At 71.7% G+C, this 22747-nt stretch carries 11 protein-coding genes; 1 reads left to right on the top strand and 10 read right to left on the bottom strand.

The window, feature by feature from the left end:
* The first annotated feature begins 89 nt into the window (after window positions 1-89).
* On the top strand, window positions 90-2477 hold the full coding sequence (locus Pla163_RS08485; RefSeq protein ID WP_145186503.1) for a GGDEF/EAL domain-containing response regulator: 2388 nt from the start codon (window positions 90-92) through the stop codon (window positions 2475-2477).
* A gap of 24 nt (window positions 2478-2501) precedes the next feature.
* Here the strand turns inward: Pla163_RS08485 and Pla163_RS08490 are convergent, their stop codons facing one another.
* The 10 genes from Pla163_RS08490 to Pla163_RS08535 all read right to left on the bottom strand — a co-directional run bounded on the left by Pla163_RS08490 (window position 2502) and on the right by Pla163_RS08535 (window position 22595).
* The gene (locus Pla163_RS08490) at window positions 2502-3620 is read right to left on the bottom strand and encodes a prenyltransferase/squalene oxidase repeat-containing protein (RefSeq protein WP_145186506.1); all 1119 of its coding nucleotides are present in this window, start codon (window positions 3618-3620) and stop codon (window positions 2502-2504) included.
* A gap of 41 nt (window positions 3621-3661) precedes the next feature.
* A complete protein-coding gene (locus Pla163_RS18935; RefSeq protein WP_419186465.1) occupies window positions 3662-4582 on the bottom strand; it encodes a hypothetical protein in 921 nt (306 codons plus the stop codon).
* Complete coding sequence (locus tag Pla163_RS08500; protein ID WP_145186512.1) at window positions 4579-7707, bottom strand: coiled-coil domain-containing protein; 3129 nt, start codon at window positions 7705-7707, stop codon at window positions 4579-4581. Before Pla163_RS08500 ends, Pla163_RS18935 begins: the two co-directional genes overlap by 4 nt.
* A gap of 58 nt (window positions 7708-7765) precedes the next feature.
* Window positions 7766-10063, bottom strand: a complete 2298-nt coding sequence (locus tag Pla163_RS08505) for a DUF4175 domain-containing protein (protein ID WP_145186515.1) — start codon at window positions 10061-10063, stop codon at window positions 7766-7768.
* A 4-nt stretch (window positions 10064-10067) separates the two neighbouring features.
* Window positions 10068-11309, bottom strand: a complete 1242-nt coding sequence (locus Pla163_RS08510; RefSeq protein WP_145186518.1) for a prenyltransferase/squalene oxidase repeat-containing protein — start codon at window positions 11307-11309, stop codon at window positions 10068-10070.
* A complete protein-coding gene (locus Pla163_RS08515) occupies window positions 11306-15829 on the bottom strand; it encodes an outer membrane protein assembly factor BamB family protein (RefSeq protein WP_145186521.1) in 4524 nt (1507 codons plus the stop codon). Before Pla163_RS08515 ends, Pla163_RS08510 begins: the two co-directional genes overlap by 4 nt.
* 97 nt (window positions 15830-15926) lie before the next feature.
* Window positions 15927-18296, bottom strand: coding sequence for a hypothetical protein (locus Pla163_RS08520; RefSeq protein WP_145186524.1), 2370 nt, complete (start codon window positions 18294-18296; stop codon window positions 15927-15929).
* Window positions 18296-20563 (bottom strand): BatA domain-containing protein, encoded by a 2268-nt coding sequence (locus Pla163_RS08525; protein WP_145186528.1) that lies wholly within the window; start codon window positions 20561-20563, stop codon window positions 18296-18298. The genes Pla163_RS08520 and Pla163_RS08525 overlap by 1 nt, the downstream gene beginning before the upstream one ends.
* Window positions 20564-20585: 22 nt before the next feature.
* A complete protein-coding gene (locus tag Pla163_RS08530) occupies window positions 20586-21500 on the bottom strand; it encodes a DUF58 domain-containing protein (RefSeq protein ID WP_145186531.1) in 915 nt (304 codons plus the stop codon).
* A gap of 27 nt (window positions 21501-21527) precedes the next feature.
* Window positions 21528-22595: an AAA family ATPase gene (locus Pla163_RS08535; protein WP_145186534.1), complete on the bottom strand. Its 1068-nt coding sequence runs from the start codon at window positions 22593-22595 to the stop codon at window positions 21528-21530.
* Window positions 22596-22747: the final 152 nt, after the last annotated feature.

The following is a 22747-nucleotide window of genomic DNA, read 5'->3' on the forward strand; positions in this document are numbered from 1 at the left end:
CTCCCGTTCGCGTCCGGCTCCCGCTCGTCGGTCGCACTGGCTGCGTGCCCGTGCACCCTCGGTCGCGCGATCGGTGCGGGAGGTGGCGCGTGAAGGCGCCCGAGCGGAAGGTCGCGCGCGTCCTCGTCGTCGACTGCGACGCGGGGGCCCGGGCGCGGATCGAACAGATGCTCGGTGACGAGTGCGAGTTCGTCAGCGCCAGCGACCAGGAAGCTGCGTTCGAGCTGGCGGCCGAGTTCCTGCCGGACCTCGTGCTGCTCAACGCGAGTTCGTTCGCGGCCTTCGCGAGGGACGCGGTGGAGCACGGCGATGCGGCCGAGGTCGAGACGCCGGACGCCGAATCCGTGGCGACCGAGAGCGTGGACGCCGTTCGATCGCTGGCGTCGGAAGCAGAGCCTGCCGACGTCGTCGCCGACGCCTCGGAGTCGGGCTCCGGCGACCGCGCAACTGCGGCCGCGGACGGCGCGTTCGCCGAGACGACCGAAGCCCACGCCGCCATCGAACCGCTGGGCGATCTTCCGATCGCGCCCGAGCTGCGCGGGATTCGCGCGAGCGCGGCCGATCGCCTCGCCGCTCCCGAAGGGTCCGACGATGCACTCGCGCTCGACGACACCTCCGCGAACGGGTCCGGCGCCGAACCGGAGAACGACGCGGCGAGCGTGGTCGACGCCCCGCACTCGGCGGCCGACGACGTGGCGCTCTCGGACGCGGAAGGCGCGGCGCCCGGCTTCAGGTCGCACCTCCCCGCGAAGCGTCCGGTCCTCGCGCCCGGACTCGCGATCTGCCGCGCCCTGCGTTCGGGGCGCGTCCGTTCGGGCTGTCGGATCATCCTGATCTCCGACCGGACGAGCAAGCAGGACCGCTTCGGCGGCTACCAGGCCGGCGCGGACGACTACTTGCCCTCGCCCGTCGAGCGCGACGAGCTGCTGTCGAAGATCCGCATGCACCAGCGGCTGCAGTCGATCGAGGTCGCGCGCGACGACCTCGAGCGCATGAACTGCGAGCTCGCTGCGGCCAACGCCAGTCTGCTCTTCGCTCGCGAGGAGGCACTGCGCGTCAACGCCGAACTCCAGCGCACCAACGCACGTCTGGCCGAGGAGGTCTCGCTGCGCCGGACGGCCGAGAACCAGCTGCGCCACGACGCGTTCCACGACGTCCTCACGGATCTGCCCAATCGCGCTCTGATCATCCAGGAGGTGCAGCGCAGCATCGCGCGCCTCCAGCGGACCGAGGACTACGTCTTCGCGGTGGCCTTCATCGACCTCGACGACTTCAAGGTCGTCAACGACAGCCTCGGACACCGCGCGGGCGACGACCTTCTGATCGAGATCGCGCGCCGGCTGCGTGCCGAGCTGCGCGCGACCGACGTCGTCGGCGAAGGCGACATGGGGACGGCTGCGCGCATCGGCGGCGACGAGTTCGTCGTTCTGATGGACGGTCTGTCGTGCGCCGAGGACGCACTGCTGATCGCCGAGCGGATCCTCGAGTCCGTCGCGCGCCCCGTCGATCTGGGCGAACAGACCGTGACGCCGTCGCTCAGCATGGGACTTGCGCTGGGGACTCCCGAGTACACGTCGGCCGACGAGCTCCTGCGCGACGCCGACACGGCGCTGTACCGCGCGAAGGAGAGCGGCAAGCGCCGCGTCGCGATCTTCGACTCGGAGATGCGCAACCAGGCGGTGAAGCGACTCGCGCTCGAGGTCGAGCTGCGACGCGCGATCGAAGCCGACCGCATCGACGTCCACTACCAGCCGATCTTCGACATGGCTTCCCAACGCATCCGGGGCTTCGAGGCCCTGGCGCGCTGGGACCACCCGATGCGCGGCACGGTGCGCCCGAGCGAGTTCATCGGACTGGCCGAGGAGTCGGGCCTGATGCACGCCCTCGGCAAGCTGATCCTGCGCAAGGCCTGTCGCGACACCCGTCGCTGGCGGACGGACTTCCCGGGGCGCGAGAACCTGTGGGTCAACGTCAACGTGTCGGGACTCCAGCTCGAGGACGGTACCTTCGCGAAGCTGGTCGACGAGGCGCTCACGGAGTCCGGTCTGGACCGCAGCGCGCTGAACCTCGAGTTGACCGAATCGGTCCTGATGCGCGGCCGGGCCGCGGCGAGCGGAGCCATCGCGGCACTGGCCGAGCTGGGCACGAACATCCAACTCGACGACTTCGGGACCGGCTTCTCGTCGCTCTCGAGTCTCTCCGACCTGCCGATCTCGGCGCTCAAGCTCGACCACGAGTTCATCAGCGCGGGCGGCCGTTGCGAGGCGGATCGCGTCACGGTCCGTTCGGTGCTCGAGATGGCGCACGTGCGCGGTCTCAAGGTCGTCGCCGAGGGCGTCGAGACCGCCGAACAGATGAAGTGGCTGCGCGATCTGGGGTGCGACTTCGTGCAGGGCTACTTCCTCAGCCCGCCGCTCAGCGCCAAGGACGTCGACATCCTCCTGGGGGGCGGCACGCCGAAGCGCCGCGTGGCCTGAGACCGCGAGCGAGCCGGCGCGCGCTCAGCGCTGGAAGATCGGCAGGGTTCCGTCGGGGAGCGCGAGCACGAGGCAGTTGATCGCCGTCGCGTAGGCGTCGCCGTAGCGCGAATCGCTCCACGAACCGTCCTCGTTCTGCGAGGCGACGAGGCGTTGGAGCTCGTCGGTGAACCACTGTTCGAACGGCTCGCGCTCGCGCAGACCCCACAGTGCGAGCGCGAGGTAGAAGCGCTCGTAGTGGGGGAACTCGCCCTGACCGGGCCACGTTCCGGCGGCCAGTGCCCGCGTGATCGCGTCGACGCCTCGCACCAGGGCCGGATCGTCGTAGGAGCCCGTCGCCTCGAGCGTGGCGACCGCCGCCGCCGTCAGGGCCAACGTGGTCTTGTCGGAGCCGAGCGTGTAGCGGAACAGCCCCGACTCGGCCTGGGAGGCGCGAACGTAGCCTTCGGCGCGCGCGATCACTTCCGAGCGGACCAGCAGTCCGGCATCGCGCGCGGCCCGCAGAGCGCTCACCAGGCAGATCGTGACGCTGCCCTCGTGGTCGGGTTCGAGGCGCGGTTCGTACATCCAGCCGCCTTCTGCGCCCTGGGTGCGCTCGATCAGGTCGACCGCGCCGTGCAGGGCGTCGCGCAGGCGCGCTCCGAGTTCCGCGTTGGGCGAGATCGCGAAACCCTGCGCCAGGGTCAACGTCGCGAAGCCGTGGCCGTGCATGCGGCTGAGGCCGTCGCCGCCGACGAACCCGTAGCGCGGATCCGCGGCATCGCGGACGGCGCGCGACAGGATGTAGTCGAGCCCGCGCGTGACCCGTTCACCGTGTTCTCCGCGCCCCGGAAGGTTGCCGCCGGCCATCAGCGCGAGCGTCGCGAGTGAACTGACGGCCACCGGCGCGCCGAGCGCCCCCGTTCCCGTCGGCACCGGCCACGACCCGTCGCCGAGTCGCGTCTCGGCCGCCGCGAGCCAGTCCAGCCCGCGACCGAGGCTGCGCGCCACCACGGTGCGCGGATAGGGGCTCGGCGGTTCGAGCGACTCGTCGTCCGCGCGGCGCAGCGCCGGGCGTTCCGAACTCGGACGTTCGGAGGCCGGTTCGTCGTACCCGCTCGCGATCGTCCCGCACAGGACGATCGCGGCGAGGGCACGCTGCATGGTTCGCACGGTCGGCACGGTGGCAGTTCGCAGGATCCGAGTCAGTCCGTGCGACTCACGCGCCGGTAGTAGGCGTCGATCCAGTCGCGGTACTGGGGCGGCATGTCGTCGCTCACCGTGTTGGTGAAGATCTCCTGCGTGCGAGCGGGGAGTTCGCCCCAGGAGCCGAAACCGCGTTCGTCGGCTGCGCGCTCGGCCTCGGTGCGCTGGTCGCCGGCACCTTCCTGGTTGCGACCGGCGGCTCCGTCCTCGCCACCGTCCTCCGCGGGCGTGGGACGTTCGCCCGCCTGGCCCTCGCCCTCCTCGGACGAGTCGCGCTGCTCCTGATTGCGCGCGCCGGCCTCGTCGGGGCCCTCGGGGGTGCGTTCGCGGCCGGACTGTTCGCCGGGGCGTTGGCCTTGCGGCGCGCGCGACTGTTGTTGGTTCTGCTGGCCCTGTTGACCGCGTTGCTGCTGTTGGTCCTGCTGGTTCTGTTGTCCCTGCTGGCCTTGCTGGCCCTGCTGCTGTTGTTGCTGCTGTTGCTGCTGCTGCTGCTGGCGCCCGAGCTCCTCGGCGATCTCGAGCAGGCGGTCGATCTTCTCCACGGCCTCGCGACCGTTCTGCTCGGCGCCCGCGACCCATTCGCGCAGGCCCGAGCCGTCGCCGAAGGGATCGGCGCCACTGGCTTCGAAGAGGAGCTCGTCGACCTGACCGAGGTGCTTCTCGACCTCGCCGAACAGCCGCACCATCTCCTGCTCGAGATCGGCGCCCGCGTCGGGACCTCCCGGAAGGATCGGCGCCGGCGGGCCGCTCTCCTGGTCCTGCTGCGTGGCGTACGCCATGCCGCAGGTGAGAGCGCAGGCCGCGAGGGCGAGCGTCGCGAACAGCGGTCGTCGGCCACTTCGCGCGTGGTGGCGAGTGGATCCGTTCGGTGCTGCGTTCGAGCCGCTCGTCGCGCGGCCGTCGTTCTCGAGCATGTTCATCGGTTCGTCTCCGCGTCGGGAGCGGGCAGTCCGAGGCGCTGCCGGAAGCCTTCGAAGATCTTGGTCAAGCGCTCGTGCCGGGACGCGAGCCGGGCGAGATCGCTGAGGAGGAGCTCGTCCGGTTCGCCCTCGCCGAGATCGGGGTAGAGCAGTTGCAACTGTTCGACCTGGGACAGCAGTTCCAGCTCGAGGCGCCGCAACAGTCGCAGCTCGGCCACGTCGGGAACGAGTCGCTGCTGTTGCTCCTGTTGCTGCTGCTGCTGTTGCTGTTGCTGCTGCTGCTGCTGTTGCTCCTGCTGCTCTTCCTCCTGGCGCCGGTTCTGTTCGTCGCGCAGGGATTCGAGCAGCCATTCGAGGCGCAGCTCCACGTCGCGCTGCAGCGTCTGGATCCGGATCCCGGACTGGTAGTCGCCGGCCTCGTCCATGTCGCGCGCCAAGGTGGCGAGGTCGCCGACCGCTTGGGTCAGCATCTCGGCCACGACGTCGGAGCCTTCCTCGGCGGCCGCGTCGCGCACCACCGCGAGTCGTTCGCCGAGCGTGCCCTCCTCGGTCGCGATCCGGCGCAGGCGCAGGCGGTCCGCGCGTCCCGGGCGCTGTCCCGGCTCGGTGCGGGCGTCGATCTCGCGCGTCGCGATCATCTGTTCGCGGTGCGCCTCCATGATGGCGGTGGCTTCCTCCTCGAGCTCGAAGAGCAGCTCCTCCTGGCGCAGACGCTCGTACTTCGCCTCTTCCTCGGCGATCTTGGCCGCGGCCTCGTCGAGCGCGCGGCGCGCCTCTTCGGCGGCCTCCTCGGCCTCGCGCGCGCGACCTTCTTCGAGGGCCTGTGCCGCACGCTCGGCGGCTTCGCGCGCGCGCTCCAGCGCACGCTCGTCGATCGCGTCCGGCAGGTCGTCGGCCAAGGTCGCCAGCCGCATGATCTCCTTCTCGATGGCGCGCTGCTGCTCCGCCAGCTGGGAGAGGTCCGGGGTGCGATCGGCCTCCGCGCGTTCGAGCTGTTGCGTCGCGCGGCGCAGCTCCTCGCTGGCGCGGTCCTGCTGGGCCGCTGCGTCCGAAGTGCGCCCGGACGCGAGGTTCTCGCGCGCCTGTTCCATGGCGTCGCGCGCCGACTCGAGCGCGTCGCGCGTCGCCTCTTCGCGCGAGGCCTGGGGCTCGGTCGCACTGCCCGACGGCGAGTTGGGCGTGGATTCGGAGCCCGGGCGGGTGACGTCCTGGAGTCGTTCTCCGAGGGCCTCGAGGCGCGCTTCGAGCTCGGCCTGTTCGGCGGCCCGTTCGCCGCTCGCATCGTCGTTCGCGTCCCGTTCCAGTTGTTCGCGCACACCGGCGAGGGCGCGCTCGATCGACTCGGCCGCGTCCTGCGCCTGTTCGCCCGCCGCTTCGAACTCGGCGGCCTCGGCGCGCTCGGCCGCTCGCTCGAGCTGTTCGGCGGCGGCGTCCAAGGACTGGGCCACCTCTTCGCCGCCACCGGTGCGCTCGGCCGCGGTGCGCGCGGCGCGAGCCAGGTCCTCCGCGCGCCTCGCGCCGGCCGACTGCGAGCGCGCGAGCGCGTCCTCGAGCCGCTCCAGCTCCCCGAGTCCGGCGAGCAGCTCCTCGAGCGCGCGCTGGTTCTCGCGCCGCGCTTCCGCAGCGGTCGGCGTGGCGGACGCCGGAGTGGGGGCGGTCTGCGGGGATTCGCCAACTCTCGGGTCGGATGCCGGCCCTTCGCCGCCGGCTTCGTTCGCGGCGGGATCCTGTCCAGCCGAATCCCGTCCCGCCGGTTCCTGGGCGCCAGCGTTCGCCCGTTCGCCGTCCGTCGCGGACGGATCCCGAGGCTGCGTCTGCGACTCGCGCGCGCCGAGACGGTCGAGGGCCGCACGCGCCACCTCCGCGCCCAGCGGTGCCGCCGACGAATCGGCGTCGGTGGGCCTCTCGTTGGCGTTCGGATCGGCGTCCGACGGCTCGCCGCCGCCCGAGTCGGCCAGTCGTCGGCGTGCGAGGTCCTGCGCCGCCGTTCCTTCGGCACGGGCGCGTTCCGCCTCGAGGCGCAGTTCGGCGGCCCGTTCGCGCGCTCGCGTGGCCACCTGTTCGCGTCCGATCTCCTCGGACTGTTCCTTCGCGTCCGTGGCCGCGCGCGACACCGCCTCGAGATCGGTGGCTGCGCGTCGAGCGGCTTCGCGATCGCTCTCGCGCGCCGCGACCCGCTCGCTCGCGCGTGCGTCGTTCGCACGGGTGCGCAGGTCGTCGGCGACGGTGGGCACGTCGCGGCGACCCGTTTCGAGATCGCTCGCGACGCGCTCGAGCGTCCGCGCGGCTTCCTCGAGCCGTTCGGCGGCCGAGAGCGCAGCGCCGGCGCGTTCGAGTTCGTCCGCGGCCGTGCGCAGTTGTTCGAGGGCCTGGGGGTCGAAGCGCGCCAGCAACTCGGCGTCGACCCGTTGGTCGCGGGCCAGGCGCGTCAGCTCGTTCTCGATGAACGACCACTCGAGATCGCCGCTCGAGCGCGCGCTCTCGCGCGACGCCTCGGCCTGGGCGCGCTGCTCGGCGAGCAGCGCGGCGAGTTCCTGTTCGAGCGCGCGCCGCGCGTCGCTCTTCGCGGCCTCGTGCGCCGCGCCGGCCGCGTCCTCGATCTTCTGTTCCTCGTTCGCGAGATCCCCGAGTTGCTCGCGAACCTCCTGCAGCGTCTCGAGTCGGTCCTCGAGGTTCTCGACGCGGCGTTGGTCGAGCAGGATCGCCAGCAGACGTTCTATGCGATCGACGGCGCGGGCCTGTTCGTCGAGCGCGCGCGCGAGCTGGCCCTTCTCCAGGGCGTCGGCCGACGAAGTGAGTCGTTCGTCGAGCGTGCGCGCCTCTTCGTCACGCTCCGCGAGATCCGCCAGCGCGTCGCGCAGAAGATCGGCGGTGCGCGTGCGGCCCTCGGCGTCGAGTCGGTCGAGCAGCACCGTCATCGTCTGACGCAGTCGCGCCAGCTGGCGGGCGAGCAGCTCCTGTTCCTCGCGAATCGTCGCCAGCTCGCGCTCGGTGCCCGTGGCGTCCTGGGCGCTCGCGCTCGGAGCGAGGCCCGTGACCGACGTACCGACCAGGAGCGCCCCCGTGGCCACGAGCGCCAGACCCCGTCGGGCGAGGCGTGCGAGATTCCGTGTGGTGCTGTTCATGGTCATTGGATGCTCGAGTGTTCGGTGCGTCGCCCGTCCGGCCCGGTCGCCGTCGCGCTCAGCGGTCGGATGCGAAGCGTTTCGTGCGCTCCGACAGGCTCTTCTGACGCTCGAGGAGGTCCCGCGTCAGGCTCAGGACCGATTGATAGTTGTCCCACTCGGCCAGGCGCTCGAGCAGGGCCTCGACGAGCAGCGTTCCGTCGCGCGCGGCGTCGGACGCTTCGAAGAGACGCACGGCGAGGGTCTCGGGATCGCGCGCGGCGGCGGCTTCGTCGAGGGCCGTGGCGGCCGTCGTCAGCGGCCCGTCCATGAGTTCGAGCGCGAGAGCCGCGATCGACACCAGGTGCGATCCGAAGCCTTCGGCGGTCGCGGCGTCGCCCGTGCTCTTCTCCACGACGCGGCGCCACGGATCCGCATCGAACGTGCGACTGCGCCGGTCGGCGAGTTCGCGGTCGAGCGTCTCGAGCAGGCCGTCGGCCTTCTCGTCGAGCCGTGCGTACAGGACCATCTCGCAGACCGACGTGAGTTCGCGGACCAGCGTCCGGCCGTCGGACTCGGCGCGCCGAGCAAGTGCGAGCGCGGCCCGCAGACCCGTGGCTTCGTCGCCGGTCGTGATCTCGGCCTCGTCGACCAGACTGGCCAGCTCCTCGGCTCGCCGCCGGCTCTCGACCAAGCGCTCGGACAGGGAACTGCCGAGGCCGCGCGCGCGCCCGAGGCGATCCTTCACCCGCCGCATGAGTTCCTCGTTGCCGAGCACGCGCAGCCGCAACGTGTCGTCGCGACCGATCTGGGGCGGCGTCGCGCGGTCGGACGCGGTGAACTCGACGGCGATCTGGCTCCCGATCCCGTCGCCCTCGCCCAGAAGTTCGGGCAGTTCGAAGCGCAGGGTCGTGTGCCACTCGCCGTCGGTGCCTTCCACGGCGGGAACGAGATCGAGGCGCCCCTGCGCGACGATGGGTCCGTCGCCGCCGGCGCGTGCGACCCAGGTGGCGTCGGCCAGTCCGAAGTCGTCGCGCAGCGCGAGAACGACGCGCACCGCGCCGGTGGCCGACGTCTCGACGTCGCTGCGCGAGGGAACGAGGCGAACCACTTCGGGCGCGCGGTCCTCGATCGCGTCGATCGCGAAGAGTGCGGGGTCCGGGCTGGTCAGTCCGCGGTCGTCCGTCAGGTCGAAGCGCAAGCGCAGGCTCTCCTCGATCCGCAGCTCGTGGAACAGGACGGGCGCGCTGCCGAGCTCGTCGACCAGATCGGTGGGGGCCGCACGGCGTTCGACGTCCACGACGCGCTCGGTCGGCAGGAGCGCGAGCTGTGCCGCACAGTCGACCGGTGTCGTCGCGGCCCAGATCCGCAGCGTCGAACCCATCAACGCCGTGCCTCCGGTGTTCACGAAGCGACGCGGGCCGATGCCGGCGTAGGGCGGCGCGATCACTTCGAGCACGACGGCCGACAGGTCCGGCGGATCGACGATCGTGATCGTGGCGTTCGGACGCCCGTCGTCGTCGTCACCGCCGGTCACCACCAGGCGATCGGCGCGCGTGACCGAGCGCAGGACGGCGCGGAACACGCCGCGGCTGTCGGGCATCAGCACCTGCGGCAGCGAGTCCGTGCTCGACACGCGCACGGAGTCCGGCGTGACCGACCCGTCGACGGCGCGGACGGAGAGCGTCACGTCGCCGCCGCGCGGAACGATCAGACGCAGTTCTTCTTCGCCCGGATTCTCGACGATCGCGCCGGAGAGAACCTCGAGCTCGAGCGTCGTTCGGCGCGGCCACGGCAGGTCGGCACCGACCAGGCGCGCGGCGAACACGTTCGCGAGCGGCGATGCGACGAGCGGGACGGCGGCCAGGCCCACGGCGACGGCTCCGAGCACCGCGCGGCGTGCACCCGGTCGCAGATCGACCAAGGTCGAGGCGCGCACGCTGCCCGCCGCCTTCTCTGCGCGTTCGAGCAGGCGTTCGGTGAGAGCGCGCGTCAGGGCCGGTTCGCTCTGCCTGTCGTGGCGCTGCAGGTCCACGGCACTGACGAGCAGTTCCTCGCGCTGCGGCAGTCCGCGTTCCAGAAGGAGCGCCAGCCCCGAACGTCCGGGAAGTGCTCGCAGCGGCAGGATCAGGCGCCGCCAGACCGTCGCCGCGACGAACGTCACCAGCCCCGCGAGCGAGAGCAGTCGCACCACGCGCGGCAGGTCGAGCGACCAGTCCGCGAGGAACGCGAGCCCGACCCACAGGCCGAGGACGAGCAGCACACGTCCGGTGCCCTCGACCCAGGCCGCGCGGGCGAGGAGTCGACCCAGACGGTCGAGCGCACGGGCCAGTTCGGGCGTGCGTTCGAGGCGGACGTCGTCGTTCGTGCGGTTCACGCGTTCAGCGTTGGAAGATGGGGAGGTAGCGGTAGGGGATCTCGAGGATCAAGCAGGCCATCGCCGTTCCGAAGGCGTCGCCGGGCCCGACCTCGTTGGTCCAGGCGCCGTCCTCGCGCTGCATGCCGAGCAGTTCGTCGCGCAGCTCCATGAAGTACGGGCGCCAGTAGTTGATCCCTCCGTTGGTGCCGGCGGTGTACATGGCCTGCACGCCGTAGTAGTGGCCGTACCAGAAGAAGTAGTGCCCGCCGCGGCGTCCGCCGAAACTGCGGTTGAAGTCGCCCATCTCGCGCCGCAGGTAGTCGAGTCCCTGGCGGATCGCGTCGTCGGAGTAGATGCCCAGACCGTGCAGCGCCGTGACGCCGGCCGCGGTGAGCGGGAACGACGAGCGGCTCATGCTGCCCTTCTGGTAGTGGAACGCGCCGACCTCGTCGTACATGTAGCCGCCGCGGCGCGAACCGGACGACTCGGTGATGGCGGACGAGATGACGTAGTCCGCCGCACGGTCGACGGTGCTCTTCGGGACGCGGATGCCGATGTTGCGCGCCGCTCGCAGGGCCAGGACCTGGCACACGACGATCGACATGTCGGACTCGGGCGCGAAGGGTTCGTAGCGCCAGCCGCCCTCGGCGTTCTGCACGTCGACGATGAAGTCCACCGCCTTCTGCAGGGAGCGCTTCACGTCCTCGCGCCGCGTCATGCCGTAGACCTCGGCCAGGAAGAGCGTGGCGAAGGCGTGGCTGTACATCCGCGTTCCGGCGTGCGTGATGTACCCGTCGTCGCCCGAGGCACCGAGCACGAACTCGAGACCGCGTTCGACCGTGGTGCCGTACTCGCCGCGCCCGGGCAGGTGTCCGCCCGCGAGGAAGGCCATCAGCGCCAACGAGGTGACACCGACGTGACCCGTGTCGGCGTCGTAGTTGTAGCCGCTGTTGAGCTTGTAGCCGACCTTGCCCTGCCAGCTGCCGTCGGCCTGTTGCTGGGCGGCGAGCCAGGCGAGTCCGCGGCGGATCGCGTCGACCTGTTCGGGCGTGATCGTGACGCTCTCGTAGGCGGCGCGTTGGTCGTCGACGCCGGTGGTCACGGGCGTCGAGGCGGCCAGTTCGACGGCCGCAGCGGTGGCGATCGGTTCCGCGACGGAGCGCGACGACGAAGCGCCGCCCAGGCCGGCCACGAGGGCGAGGGTCGCGATGGAACCGACGAGCCCGAAGGCCGCGGCGCCGCGCGTGCGTGAGCGAACGTTCATTTCCACACCTCGATGCGTTCGGACGATTCGTCGTCCAGGTCGTTGCAGATCAGCCACAGCGTGTCGCGGTACCCGATCAAGTCGATGTTCTCGAAGTCGCCGAAGTCGTTGGGCAACATCCGGTGGACCTCCTTCGTGCCGTTCTCGAGACGGAAGAAGCCGATCCGCAGTCCGACGCGCCCGGGCGCGCGGTTGCTGGCGTGCTCGACGTCGGAGCTGCCCCAGACGATCGCGACGAACTCGTCGGAGACGACGGGCAGCGTGCGCGACACGTCGGTCAGGTAGTCGTCCGTCAGGCGCAGCCGCTGCTTCCAGCGTCGGCCCAGCGGCAGGGCGATGGCGCTCAGGCGGGCGTCGGACGAGACGCCGTCGTGCCAGAGCGTGAAGAGGAACGGTGCGTCGAGCTCGATCCACTCGCGGTAGCCGACGCCGATGACGGCTTCGTCGGGATCGAGGCGTTCGATCACGCGCGCTCCGCCGAGGCGCGGCTCGATCTCGAACAGGCTTCCGCCGCCTCCGCTCGCCAGATCGGTCGGATAGGCGAGCGCGAAGAGCGAGTCGCCGTACTCGATCACGGCGCCGAGCGTCGCGATGCTGCCGTTCACGGCCAGGTCGCGGCGCCAGGCGCGTTCGCCGAGTCGCACGTCCCAGGCACAGATCGCACCCTGCTCGAAGAGCGGCACGACGAGGCGACCGTCGACCACGCGCAGCTGCGGGCGGTCGCGGGAATCGAGCGCACAGTCGAGGTCGAAGTCGATGCGTCGTGCGCCGGTGACCAGGTCGAGGCACACGACGCGCGACGCGCCCTCGATGCCTTCGGACACCAGCGTGACGCGTCCGCCGTCGATCAACGGCCGCAGCCAACGACCGGGGGGCAGGTCGATCTCCCACAGGGTCTCGCCCGTCAGGAGCTCGAGGGCGACCACGGCGCTGGGGAGACCGACGCGGTAGACGGTCGCGACGGCGACGCCTTCCCGGGCGCTGAGTTCCTGGGCGAGGACGAAGGCTTCGCTCGACGTGCGTTCGGGCGGCGGCCAGCTCCAGCGTTCGCGGCCCGTGTCGATGTCGGCCGCGTAGATCCGCCCGCTGCGCAGCCAGACGAGCGCCTCGGGAGCGAGCGCGTGCTGGCGCGAGGTGGGGAACGGCGCACCGCTCTCGAAGGCCACGCGGCGCGACGAAGCGCCGTCGGAGAGAGGCAGACGTTCGAGGCGGTCGCGGCGGTGGATCAGGAGCTCGTCGCCGTCCTCCTCGCCGGCCGTCGCGTGCAGGCGACCGATGATCTCGAACGGGCCGGTGATCGACTGTTCGAGGCGGATCTGATCGCCGAACGTCGGGCGCCCGGTCTGCACGCCGTCGACCGTCATGGGGCGCGTGCGCAGCACCGGCAGGATCTCGGAGGCGGTCAGGCCGCGCACCGGATCGCTCGTTGCGCGCCAGTCGGGAACCCGGCGTCCGAGGTCCTCGAGCACCACGCGCGCCAGCGAGCCGTTCCCGCTGGCGTCGGCGAGCAGGGCCAGGCGCACGAGGCGGTCGTCGCTCCAGACCGCGGCGCGGGCGGCGCTGGAGGAAGCGGAGCTCTCGAGCGCCGCCGCGTCGCGGCCGCGGGACAACGCCAGGGCGAGGTCGCCCGAGTCGAGGGCCAGGTCGAGTCCGAGCGCCAGTGCCTCACGGCTCGCGTCGGCGAACGGGTAGCGTCGCAGGAGGTCGTCGAGGCGCGCGAGGTCGCCGCTCGCGCGGACCGCGTCCAACTCGGCGGTCGCGGCGGCTTCGAAGGGCGCGTAGCTCGTCGGGTCGACCGCGAGCCAGCGCGCGATCGAACGCAGACTGGCGTCGGCCACGGTCGTTCCGCGCGCGAGAGCGACGGGGCCGAAGCGTTCGAGACACGACTGCCAGGCCGCCACGGCGCGCGCGGCGTCACCGTTCGATCCTTCGGCGGCGAACGCGCGTTGAACGGCGACCCACACGCGCGCTTCGACGGCTTCGGGGTCGGCGCCTTCGAGCCACGCCGTCCAGGCGGGGTCGTTCGCCAGCTCGCGCGCCGGAACGACGATGAACGGAGCGCGCGCGTCGACGGCGCGCAGGGCCGTCTCGAACGCCGCCGGATCGCCCATCGCGCGGCGCAGGCGGGCGAGTGCGATCAACGGGGCGAGCGCATCGGCCGGCGTGCGCACGGTGTCGGCGGCGCGTGCGAGCAGTTCGGCGGCGCGTTCGAGGCGACCGGTCGAAGCGAGGAGTCCCGACTCGACGAGCACGGCTTCGGCGTACAGCGCGCGCAGCTCGGCCGACGCGTCGACCTGGGGATCGAGGGCGGCGCGCAGCCGTTCGTGGTTCGCGAGCGCCGTGTCCGAGTCACCGGCGGCGCGGGCCGCGTTCGCGCGGCGCAGCAGGAGGCGCCCGTAGGTCTCGAGGGCGCGCAGGTCGCTCGGGTCGCTCTCGAGTCGCGCCAGGGTGTGGGCCTCGAGCAGCTCGAGATCGAGGAACGCCGTCACGCGATCGCCGCGCAGCGCGACGATGGCTCCCTCGGCGACCGTCACGTTGCCGATGGCGCTCGGGTCCCAGTCGAACTCCTCGTCCTCGCGGCGCGCGCCGGTCAGGTCGTGAACGAACAGTCGCGTTTCGCTCGGCACGAGGATGCGGTCGCGGAACAGCCGCGTGTGCGGACCCTGACCGTAGGCGCCCGCCTGGGGTACGAGGTCGCGCGGCAGCGCCACGCCGAGTTCGGTCTCCTCGAGGAGACCGGCGCCGAAGAGGTCCGTCCAGCCCGCGAGCAGCGCTCCGCCGAGCACGAGCTGTCCGTCGCGCACACCGAGCAGGCTGTCCACGTCGAGGCGCAGCAGCGAACCGTCGGATCCGCGCCGCGGCGACAGGCGCCGTTGGTCGCGCGACCACGCGACGCGCCCCGTGTCGAGGTCGAGGGCGAGCAGGTCCGACGAGTCGGTGGGCGTCGCGAACACGAGGCCGTCGGCGACGACGGGCGGGACGTTGCGCCACACGCGGCGGCGCTCGGTCCGGCGCCACATGCCGCTCGTGATGGGCAGAGGGATCGGTTCGTAGGTCGCCTGCCACTTCACGGCGCCGGTCTCGAGGTCGAGGCTCGCGACGGAACCGAGCTGCGAGCAGACGAGCACCTGCGACTCGTGCACCACGAGCGGCGCGCACGAGAACTCCTCCTCGTGGCGGTTGAACATGTTGAGCGCGCGCTGGCCGCTGACGACGCGCGTCGACCAGATCACCGAACCGTTCGCGGGGTCGATGCAGGCCACGCGCAGTTCGATGCGACCTTCGACGCGTGCGAGCGGAACGAGCAGGAGTCCGTCCGCTGCGGTGGGCGGTGCCGCGACCGAGAGGCCGTCGATCGAGGGCGCCACGCCGTTGCCGGGCTCGTGGCTCCACAGGAGTTCACCGGTGCGCGCGTCGTGGGCGAACAAGCGTCGCTCGGGGATCCGACTCGTGACCTGGATCGTCTGGTAGGTGAAGTCCGCCTGGCTCGAGATGGGCAGTTGGAGCGGCGACACGACCACGTCGCCGACCAGCGTCGAACGCACGCGCACCGCCGGGTAGTCGATCGCGCGGAAGTAGTCCTCGACCTCGCGGCGCGGAACGAGGTCCCAGCCGTCCGGGCGCTCCGTGCGCCACAGCTCGTCGCCACCCATCAGGTCCAGGCACAGCACCTCGAGCGAAGTGTTGACGAACAGCCGGTCGCCGCGCGTCGCCGCGAACAGCGCGTACGGCGCCGACGCGGGCCAGCTGGAGGCGAACGGTCCGTCGGGGAGTTCGACGGTCCAGCTGTGCAGCGGGCCGCGCGGCATCGCGAGAGGCTCGCCGTCCTTCGGCGCGCCGGTCCCAGGGTCGGCGGCGCCGCGCTGGGCGCTCTCGATCTCTTGCAGCGCACGTTCGCGCCGCTCGAGAGCGTTCGCGAGCTCCGTGTCCGTCCGATCGCTCGCATCGCGGCGGGCGGCTTCCCACGCGGCGCGCGCGCGGTCGATGCGACCCTCGCTGAGGCGCAGATCGCCGACGGCCAGCCAGGCGCGTACGGCGTGATTCGTGCGCGGGAAGAGTCGCGCCGCTTCGAGCAACGCGCCCGAGTCGCGCGTCGAGGCGGCGTAGCGCACGATCGGCGCGGCGCGTTCGGTGCACCATTCCTCCCACGCGCGGCGGGACTCGGCGTCGAGTGCGTCGAGGCGCGCCTCGATCCAGGCTTCGACGCCTTGGTGGTGGGGGTAGTGGCCGGGGCTCTCGCCCGCGAAGCGCGCCGGCAGGACCTCGGTGCCGTGGTCGGCCAGCAGGCGCCCGAAGGTCGCGAACACGGTCGGGAGGCGGCCGAGTTCGAGGGCCTCGAGCGCGCGGTCGGCCAGGGCTTCGCACTCGCGGCTGGTGTTGAGCGAGAAGACCTGGGTGCCGCGGTCGACCTCGTCCTCCTGGACGCGAGCCGCGCCGAACGCCGGGCCGACGCACGCGCCCAGGACCGCGAGGGCGAGGCCCGCGCGTCGGACGAGGTCGGTCGTTCTGGTCGAGGTCACCACGAGTGATTCTAGGTCAGGGACGGCTCTGTCACCGGCCCTCGGATTCCCCCGCGCGTCGCCGTGGATCCGGTCCACCGCGCGCGGGACGAGCGGGTCAGAGCAGCTCGGCGCGCTTGCGCACCAGCCATTCGGTCGCCAGGAGGGCGAGGATGCCGAGCAGGACGCTCCAACGGTCCCAGAAGTCCTCCAGGGAGGAGTTCATCGGCTCGCGGCGTTCGCGACCCTCGTCGAAGGCCGCGAGGACGTCCCGCCAGCTGCCCACGACGGCCGAAGTGCCGCCGGAAAGGCGCGCCGCGGCCGCGAGCAGGGCCGGATCGGGGGTCGGGTCCGCGTTCTCCTTGGAGGGCAGGACGACCTCGAAGGCCACGCTCGCTGCGCGCCGACCCTCGGTCTCGACCCAGGCCCCGTAGGTCCCCGGCTGGTCGAGGTCGATCTCGCCGCCGAACGTGCCGGGTCGCCCCGGGTCGGCCTCGAGCACGACGCTGCGCTGTTCGCCGCTCTCGTCCTCGATCTCGACGCGCACGCTCTCCTGTTCGGACGGGCGCCAGTCGGGTCCGAGCAGTCGCACCTCGAGCGGGACCGCTTCGTCGAGACCGTAGCGCGAGCGCGGGGTCTCGAGGCGCACGCGGCGGTCGCCCGATCGCAGGCGACCCAGCGACAACCAGCGGATCGCGCTCTTCCAGAAGCGTTCGAAGTAGCGCGGTCCGTACTGCCACTGCCAGCGCCAGGTCGAATCGAGTGCGAGGAACAGCGTGCGCCCCTGCGGGTAGTAGCCGGCGACGAGCAGCGGCCGGCGACCGAAGCGGTTCTCGTCGTTGGGGTGGCGCAGCAGCACGTCCGCGGACGTCTTGGCGCGCGTCACGCCCGAATACCAGAACACGCCCTGCAGACCGTCCTCGTCCTCCCACAGGCGGCGGTTGGTGTCCGGGTCCGGGTGCAGCCGCACGATCTCGTGGGGGACCGACGCGTTCTCGAGCACCGGCCGGAACGGCTTGGTCGTGTCGAGCTCGAAGAACAGGTCCTCGCTCGTGTCCACGATCACCGGCAAGAGGTCCTCGAGCGGCGTGCCGAGCAGCGCGCGCGGGTTGTCCTGTTCACCCGCCTGGAACATGAGTCCACCGCCCGACTCGACGAAGCTCACCAGCGCGGCGGCGAAGGCCTCGCCGTCGGCGGGGTCGTCGAAGAGGCGGTACGGGTTCACGTCGCCGAGGATGACCACGTCGTACGCGTCGAGCAGTTCCTCGCGCGTGGTGGGCAGGCGTTCGAGCGGCTTCGATCCCGGTCCGTGCTCCTGCGGGAAGCCGGGCGAACTCTCCTGCAGCCAGGCCTGGAACTCGATGTCCTTCTCGGCGCGCTTGAGGAAGTCGAGCGCGAGCCTGCGGTACTCCCAGCGCGGGTAGCCCTCGACGTAGAGCACGCGCACCTTCTCCGGCGAGACGCGCACGGCGACGCTGGCCGAGTTGTCGTCGACCAGAGTCTCGTCCTCGAGCGGCGGAACGGTCAGTTCGAGTCGCCGTTCACCGGACTCGGCGTCGCCGGGACCGGGCGGCGCGACCAGGACGACGCGGCGTCCGGCGGCCTCGAGTTCGACCTCGCGACTGTCGAGCAGTTCGCGCGTGCCGGCCTCGGTCACTTCCTCGAGCAGCACTTCGACGCGCCGTCCGATCGCCGCGCCGCGACCCTGCACGCGCACGGCGAACGAGAGTTCGTCGCCCTCGAGCGCCGACGCCGGTGCTTCGACCAGCTCCAGCACGGCGTTCTTCAACGGGCGGGTGTCCCCGACGACGACGCTGTGGACCTCGAGGCCCGCGATGGACGCGACGCGCGCGCCCTCGAGCACGTCGGCGCCGCCGTTGCTGCGACCGTCCGTGAGCACCAGCAGCGCGACCGGGTGGCGACCGCGGTAGCGCGAGACGGCCGTCGTGATCGCGTCGCCCAGGTGCGTGGCGTCGCCGCGCGCGTCGAGCGCCTCGGTGCCGTCGACCGGTCGCGTCTCGCGGTCGAACGCGAGCGTGTTCACGACCCAGCCGCGATCGGCGAGCGGTCCCGTGAAGCCGCGATCGAGCAGACGCGTGGCCACGTCGAGTCGTGAGGCGTCGGGGCCGAGGCCGAGGTCGGCGATCGCGCGCCGCGCCGCCTCGTCGTCCGCGTAGGCGTCCGAGCGACGCATCGAGGCGGAATCGTCCAGGAGCACCATGACCTCGGGGCTCAGGACCTCCTCCTGCGAACGCACCAGCGCCGGGCGCGCGAGGATCGCCGCGACCGCCACCAGCGCGGCGAAGCGCAGTCCGGTCAACGTCCAGCGCACGCCGGGGCGCACGGGTTCGGACCTGTAGCAGAACCAGGCCAGCGCGAAGAGTGCCGGAAGCACGACGAGTCCGACGACCCAGGCGGGCGGCAGGTCGAGCCAGCGCAGTTCGGCGGTCGGGCGCAGTTCGCCGAGCGCATCTTGGAGCGCGAACATCAGGCGGTCCCCCTGCGGCGCGAACCGATGAAGGCGGAGTACAGCGATTCGATCACGAGGAAGGCCAGGACGAGCGCGATCAGAGGACGCCACAGCTCGCCGCTCGCGCCCTGCGACGCGCCGGCCTCGGCGCGGTCCTCACCGACCGAACGGCCAGCGATCAGAGCGGGGTGCACGGACTCGAGCTCGCCGCCGCTGTAGCGCACGAGGTCGCCCTCGGAAGCGTCGAAGCCCACCGCGAAGTGCGCGACGATCTCGCCCGCGACCTCCGCGCTCCAGATGCCGGGGACGTCCGCCGCGGACTCGACCACGAGCGACCAGCGTTCGCCTTCGATGTCGACGGGCTCGGCGTCGATCTCGCGTCGCCGACCGTCCGGCAGGATGGCCACGGGCTGGCGCGGGAAGCCGTCCGTCTCGACGACCAGCGTGTCGCCGATCTCCACGTTCACGGGCGGGAGCGGACGACGCGCGGCGAAGCGCAGCCACTCGTGCGCCAGGGGCACGAGCGTCTTCGGCGACTGGGGCAGGCGCGTCCAGGCCGGGTCGATCGACGTGGTGAACAGGTAGGTGCGCCCGCGGCCGAAGTCCCGTTCGACGAGCAGCGGCGCGCCACCGTCGTCGAGGTCGATGAGGACGCGCGCGTTGGGCAACGGCACGCAGGCCACGTACTCGAAGATCGGGACCTCGACCAGGAGGCGGCGGAAGCGCTCGTCGGCGAAGAAGCGCAGCGCGGGGTGCGCGGCGTCGAACGACTGGACGCGGTAGTACTCGCGGCGACGGTCCGACACGGCGCGCGCGCCGAGCAGGCGCGCGGGCAACAGTCCCGTCCCGTCGTCCGAGAACAGCCGTTCGCCGAACGTGGCGGGAGCGATCGCGTCGCCCATCGAGAAGACCAGTGCGCCGCCCGCGCGCACCCAGTCGGTGAGTCGGTCGATCGTGCGCGTGGACACCTGCGACACGTTCGCGAGCCAGATCACATCGGCGCTCGCGAGCTCGACGCTGCCGGCCTCCAGCTCGGCGGGCAGGACGATGCGCGGTTCGAACGGCGCCGTGCCCTCGAGCGCGAAGCCCGCCTCGGCCGGCGGCGCGAGCACGGCCGCCAACAGGCCGACCTCGTCGAATTCGATCGAGTCGTCGCTCGGCGCACCGTTGACGAGCAGGACGCGCACGGGCGGTGCGACCTCGACGACTCGGCTGCGTTCGTCGTCGACCGCGAGGCCGTCGGCGGCGATCGAGGCCGTGAGTCGGCGTGCACCTGAGGCCTGCCAGCGCACGGTGAAGGTGGTGCTCGCGGTCGCTCCGGCCGCGATGTCGACGGCCTGCACCGGAAGGCGTGTGTCCTCGACCGCGAGCGCGACGCGCAGTGCGGAGATCGGATCGGGTCCGAAGTTGCGCACGGTCACCTCGACGCGCGCCGGTGCGCCGATCGAGGGCGCCGGGCCGAGCACCTCGAGGCCCACGACGCCGGCGTTCGCGGGCTGCGTGGTGCCGGAGCCGAGGTCCTCGACCACGAGGCGCGTTCCGCGCTGTTCCAGTCGGTCGAGTGCCGGACCGAGGCGGGGGCGCGCGCCGACCTCGGTCGCGTCGTCGCCGTCCGTCACGTCGCTCGACCCCGCACCCGCCACGTCCGTCGCACCGCCGCGCTCGAGGAAGGTGCCCCGCTGCATGTCGGTCAGAAGGCGCACCTCGACGTCGGTACCCCACTCGTCGATGCACTCGGTCACCAGTGCCAGTGCACCGACCAGGTCCGCGGCGGTGGGGGACGGTGCCTCGAGCGCGTCGATCACCGCGAGCGCCTCGCGCACGGAACGGCCGCTGGCCTGGCGCGGGGCGTCGTCCACCAGGATGAGGCGCACGCGGTCGCCCTTCGACTCGTCCAGTTCCTCGGTCAGGTCGCGCGCGCGCGCCACGATCGACTGGAAGACGCTGCCCAGACCTTCGCGGTAGTCGGTCGAGGCCGACGTGTCGACCATCAGCACGAGGTCGCGTCGCCGCTCGCCGAGTCCGGTCAGCAGGGAGTCGCCGCCCACGAACGGCCGCGCGAGCGCGAATCCGAGCAGACCGACCGCGAGCATGCGGAGCAGGAGCAGCAACAGGCTCTCGAGCCGCGCGCGGCGCCGCGTGCGCTTGTGCGCGGCCATGACGAACCGCATCGCACCGAAGCTCAACGGCCGGTGGCGCCGGCGGTTGAGCAGGTGGATGACGAGCGGCACGACGGCCAGGAACGCTCCGAACGCGAGCGCGGGATTGGCGAACCCGTCGATCATCGCTGGATCCCGGTACTGTCGCTCATCGCTTGGTGCGGCGCGCCATGCGACGCGACAGGAAGGCGGACAGGGCAACGTCGAGGGCCGTGGCGGTCGACATGGTCACGAAGTCCACACCCAACGCGCGGCAGCCGGAGGCCAGCGTCTCGGTGTGCTTGCGCAGTTCGTCGAGGTAGGCGTCGCGCACGGTGCGCGCGTCGATCTTCAAGGTCTCGCCGGACTCGAGCGGTTCGAGCTTGAGGTGGCCGTCGAACGCGAAGTCCTGCTCGGCCGGATCGACCACCTGCAACAGGATCGGCTCGTGGCCGGCCATGTGCAGGCGCCGGACGCCGTCGACGATGCGATCGGCGTCGTCGAAGAAGTCGGAGATGACGATCACGATGCCGCGCCGGCGCAGGCGTTCCGACAGGCCGATCAACAGGTCGCCCACGTGGGTGTCGCCGCCGGCCTGGGTCGCCTCGAGTTCGCGGAAGAGCGTCAACGCCTGCGGCGCGCCGCCGCCGGGCGGGACCTCGCGTCGCAGCTTCTCGTCGAAGATCACGAGGCCCGCGTAGTCGCGACTGCGCAGGATCAGATAGGTCAGCGCCGCCGCGCACCACTTGGCATACACGAGCTTCGTGCGACCCGCCGTGCCGAAGTCCATCGAGCGGCTGGCGTCGACGGCGACGTAGCACGAGAAGTTGGTCTCCTCGATGAACTCCTTGACGACCAGGCGTCCGGTCTTCGCGAAGATGCGCTCGTCGATGAAGCGCGGGTCGTCGCCCGCCACGTACTCGCGGTGCTGGGCGAACTCGACCGACGCGCCGCGCTGGGGCGAGCGGTGCGCACCCGCCATGAAGCCCTCGACCACGGATCGGGCCACGAGCGACAGTTTCGACAAGCGGTCGAGGACCGCCGGGTCGAGCGAGGACGCGGAGAGGGGATTGGGACGGGCCATCGAGCGGGTGGTGCGGCGCGGCGTGCGTCAGGAGGCGCGTACGCCGGCCGTGCCCGAGACGACCGCTTCCGGATCGACCTCCTGCACCAGCCTGTCGAGCAGCGAGTCCGAGGTGATGCCTTCGGCTCCCGCGGCGAAGGTCGTCACGATGCGGTGGCGCAGCACCGGCTTGACCACCGCGCGCACGTCCTCGACGGCCACGTGGTCGCGCCCCGCGATCGCCGCGTGCGCCTTCGCACCGACGACGAGGAACTGACTGGCGCGCGGTCCTGCGCCCCAACTGACCCATTCGCGCAGGAACTCGAGCGGTTCGTCCGAACGCACCCGGGTGCCGCGCGTCAGGGCGAGGACGTAGTCGAGCACGTGGTCGCCGACCGGGATCTCGCGCACGGCGCGCTGGAGTTCGAGCAGTTCGTCGCGCGTCAGCACCGCCGTCAGCTCGCCGACCGCGTTGCCCGTGGTGCGGCGCAGGATCTCGCGTTCCTCGTCCTTGGTCGGGTAGGGCACCCGGATCATGAACATGAAGCGGTCGAGCTGGGCCTCGGGCAGTTGGTACGTGCCCTCCTGCTCGATCGGGTTCTGCGTCGCGAGGACGAAGAACGGATCGGGCAGTTCGTGGCGCGTGCCGCCGGCGGTCACCTGCCGTTCGACCATCGACTCCAGCAGCGCGGCCTGCGTCTTGGGCGGCGTGCGGTTGATCTCGTCGGCCAGGACCACGTTCGCGAACAGCGGACCCTTCGCGAAGCGGAACGAGCGCTGGCCCGACTCCGGATCGATGTGGAAGAGGTCCGCGCCCGTGATGTCCGACGGCATCAGGTCGGGCGTGAACTGGATCCGGTTGAACGACAGCTCGAGCGTGCGCGCCAGGCTCGAGATCATCAGCGTCTTCGCGAGGCCCGGGACGCCCTCGAGCAGGCAGTGCCCGCGACACAGGATCGCCAGCAGCAGTTGGTCGACGACCTCGTGCTGGCCGACGATGACGTTCGAGAGCTCCGTGCGCAGGCGCTGGTGCGCGGCGCGGAGCTTGTCGAGGGAGGCGAGGCTCGAGGCGTCACCGGAGGACGGCGTGGCGGAGTCTGTGTTCGTCGGGCTCATGAGTGAGGAAAGCTCGCTGCGGGGCCGGTCAGGATCGCACGTCGGGGCGGGAGGACCAAGGAAGCACGCGCCGCGCGACCCGTCCTTCGCTCGCGCGGACCCCGCGGACGCGACGCGCGGTCCTCGAACGGGGCGGATCGCGCCCCGGGACG

It is taken from the genome of Rohdeia mirabilis, from assembly GCA_007750655.1.
In the GTDB taxonomy this organism is placed as follows: Bacteria; Planctomycetota; UBA1135; order UBA1135.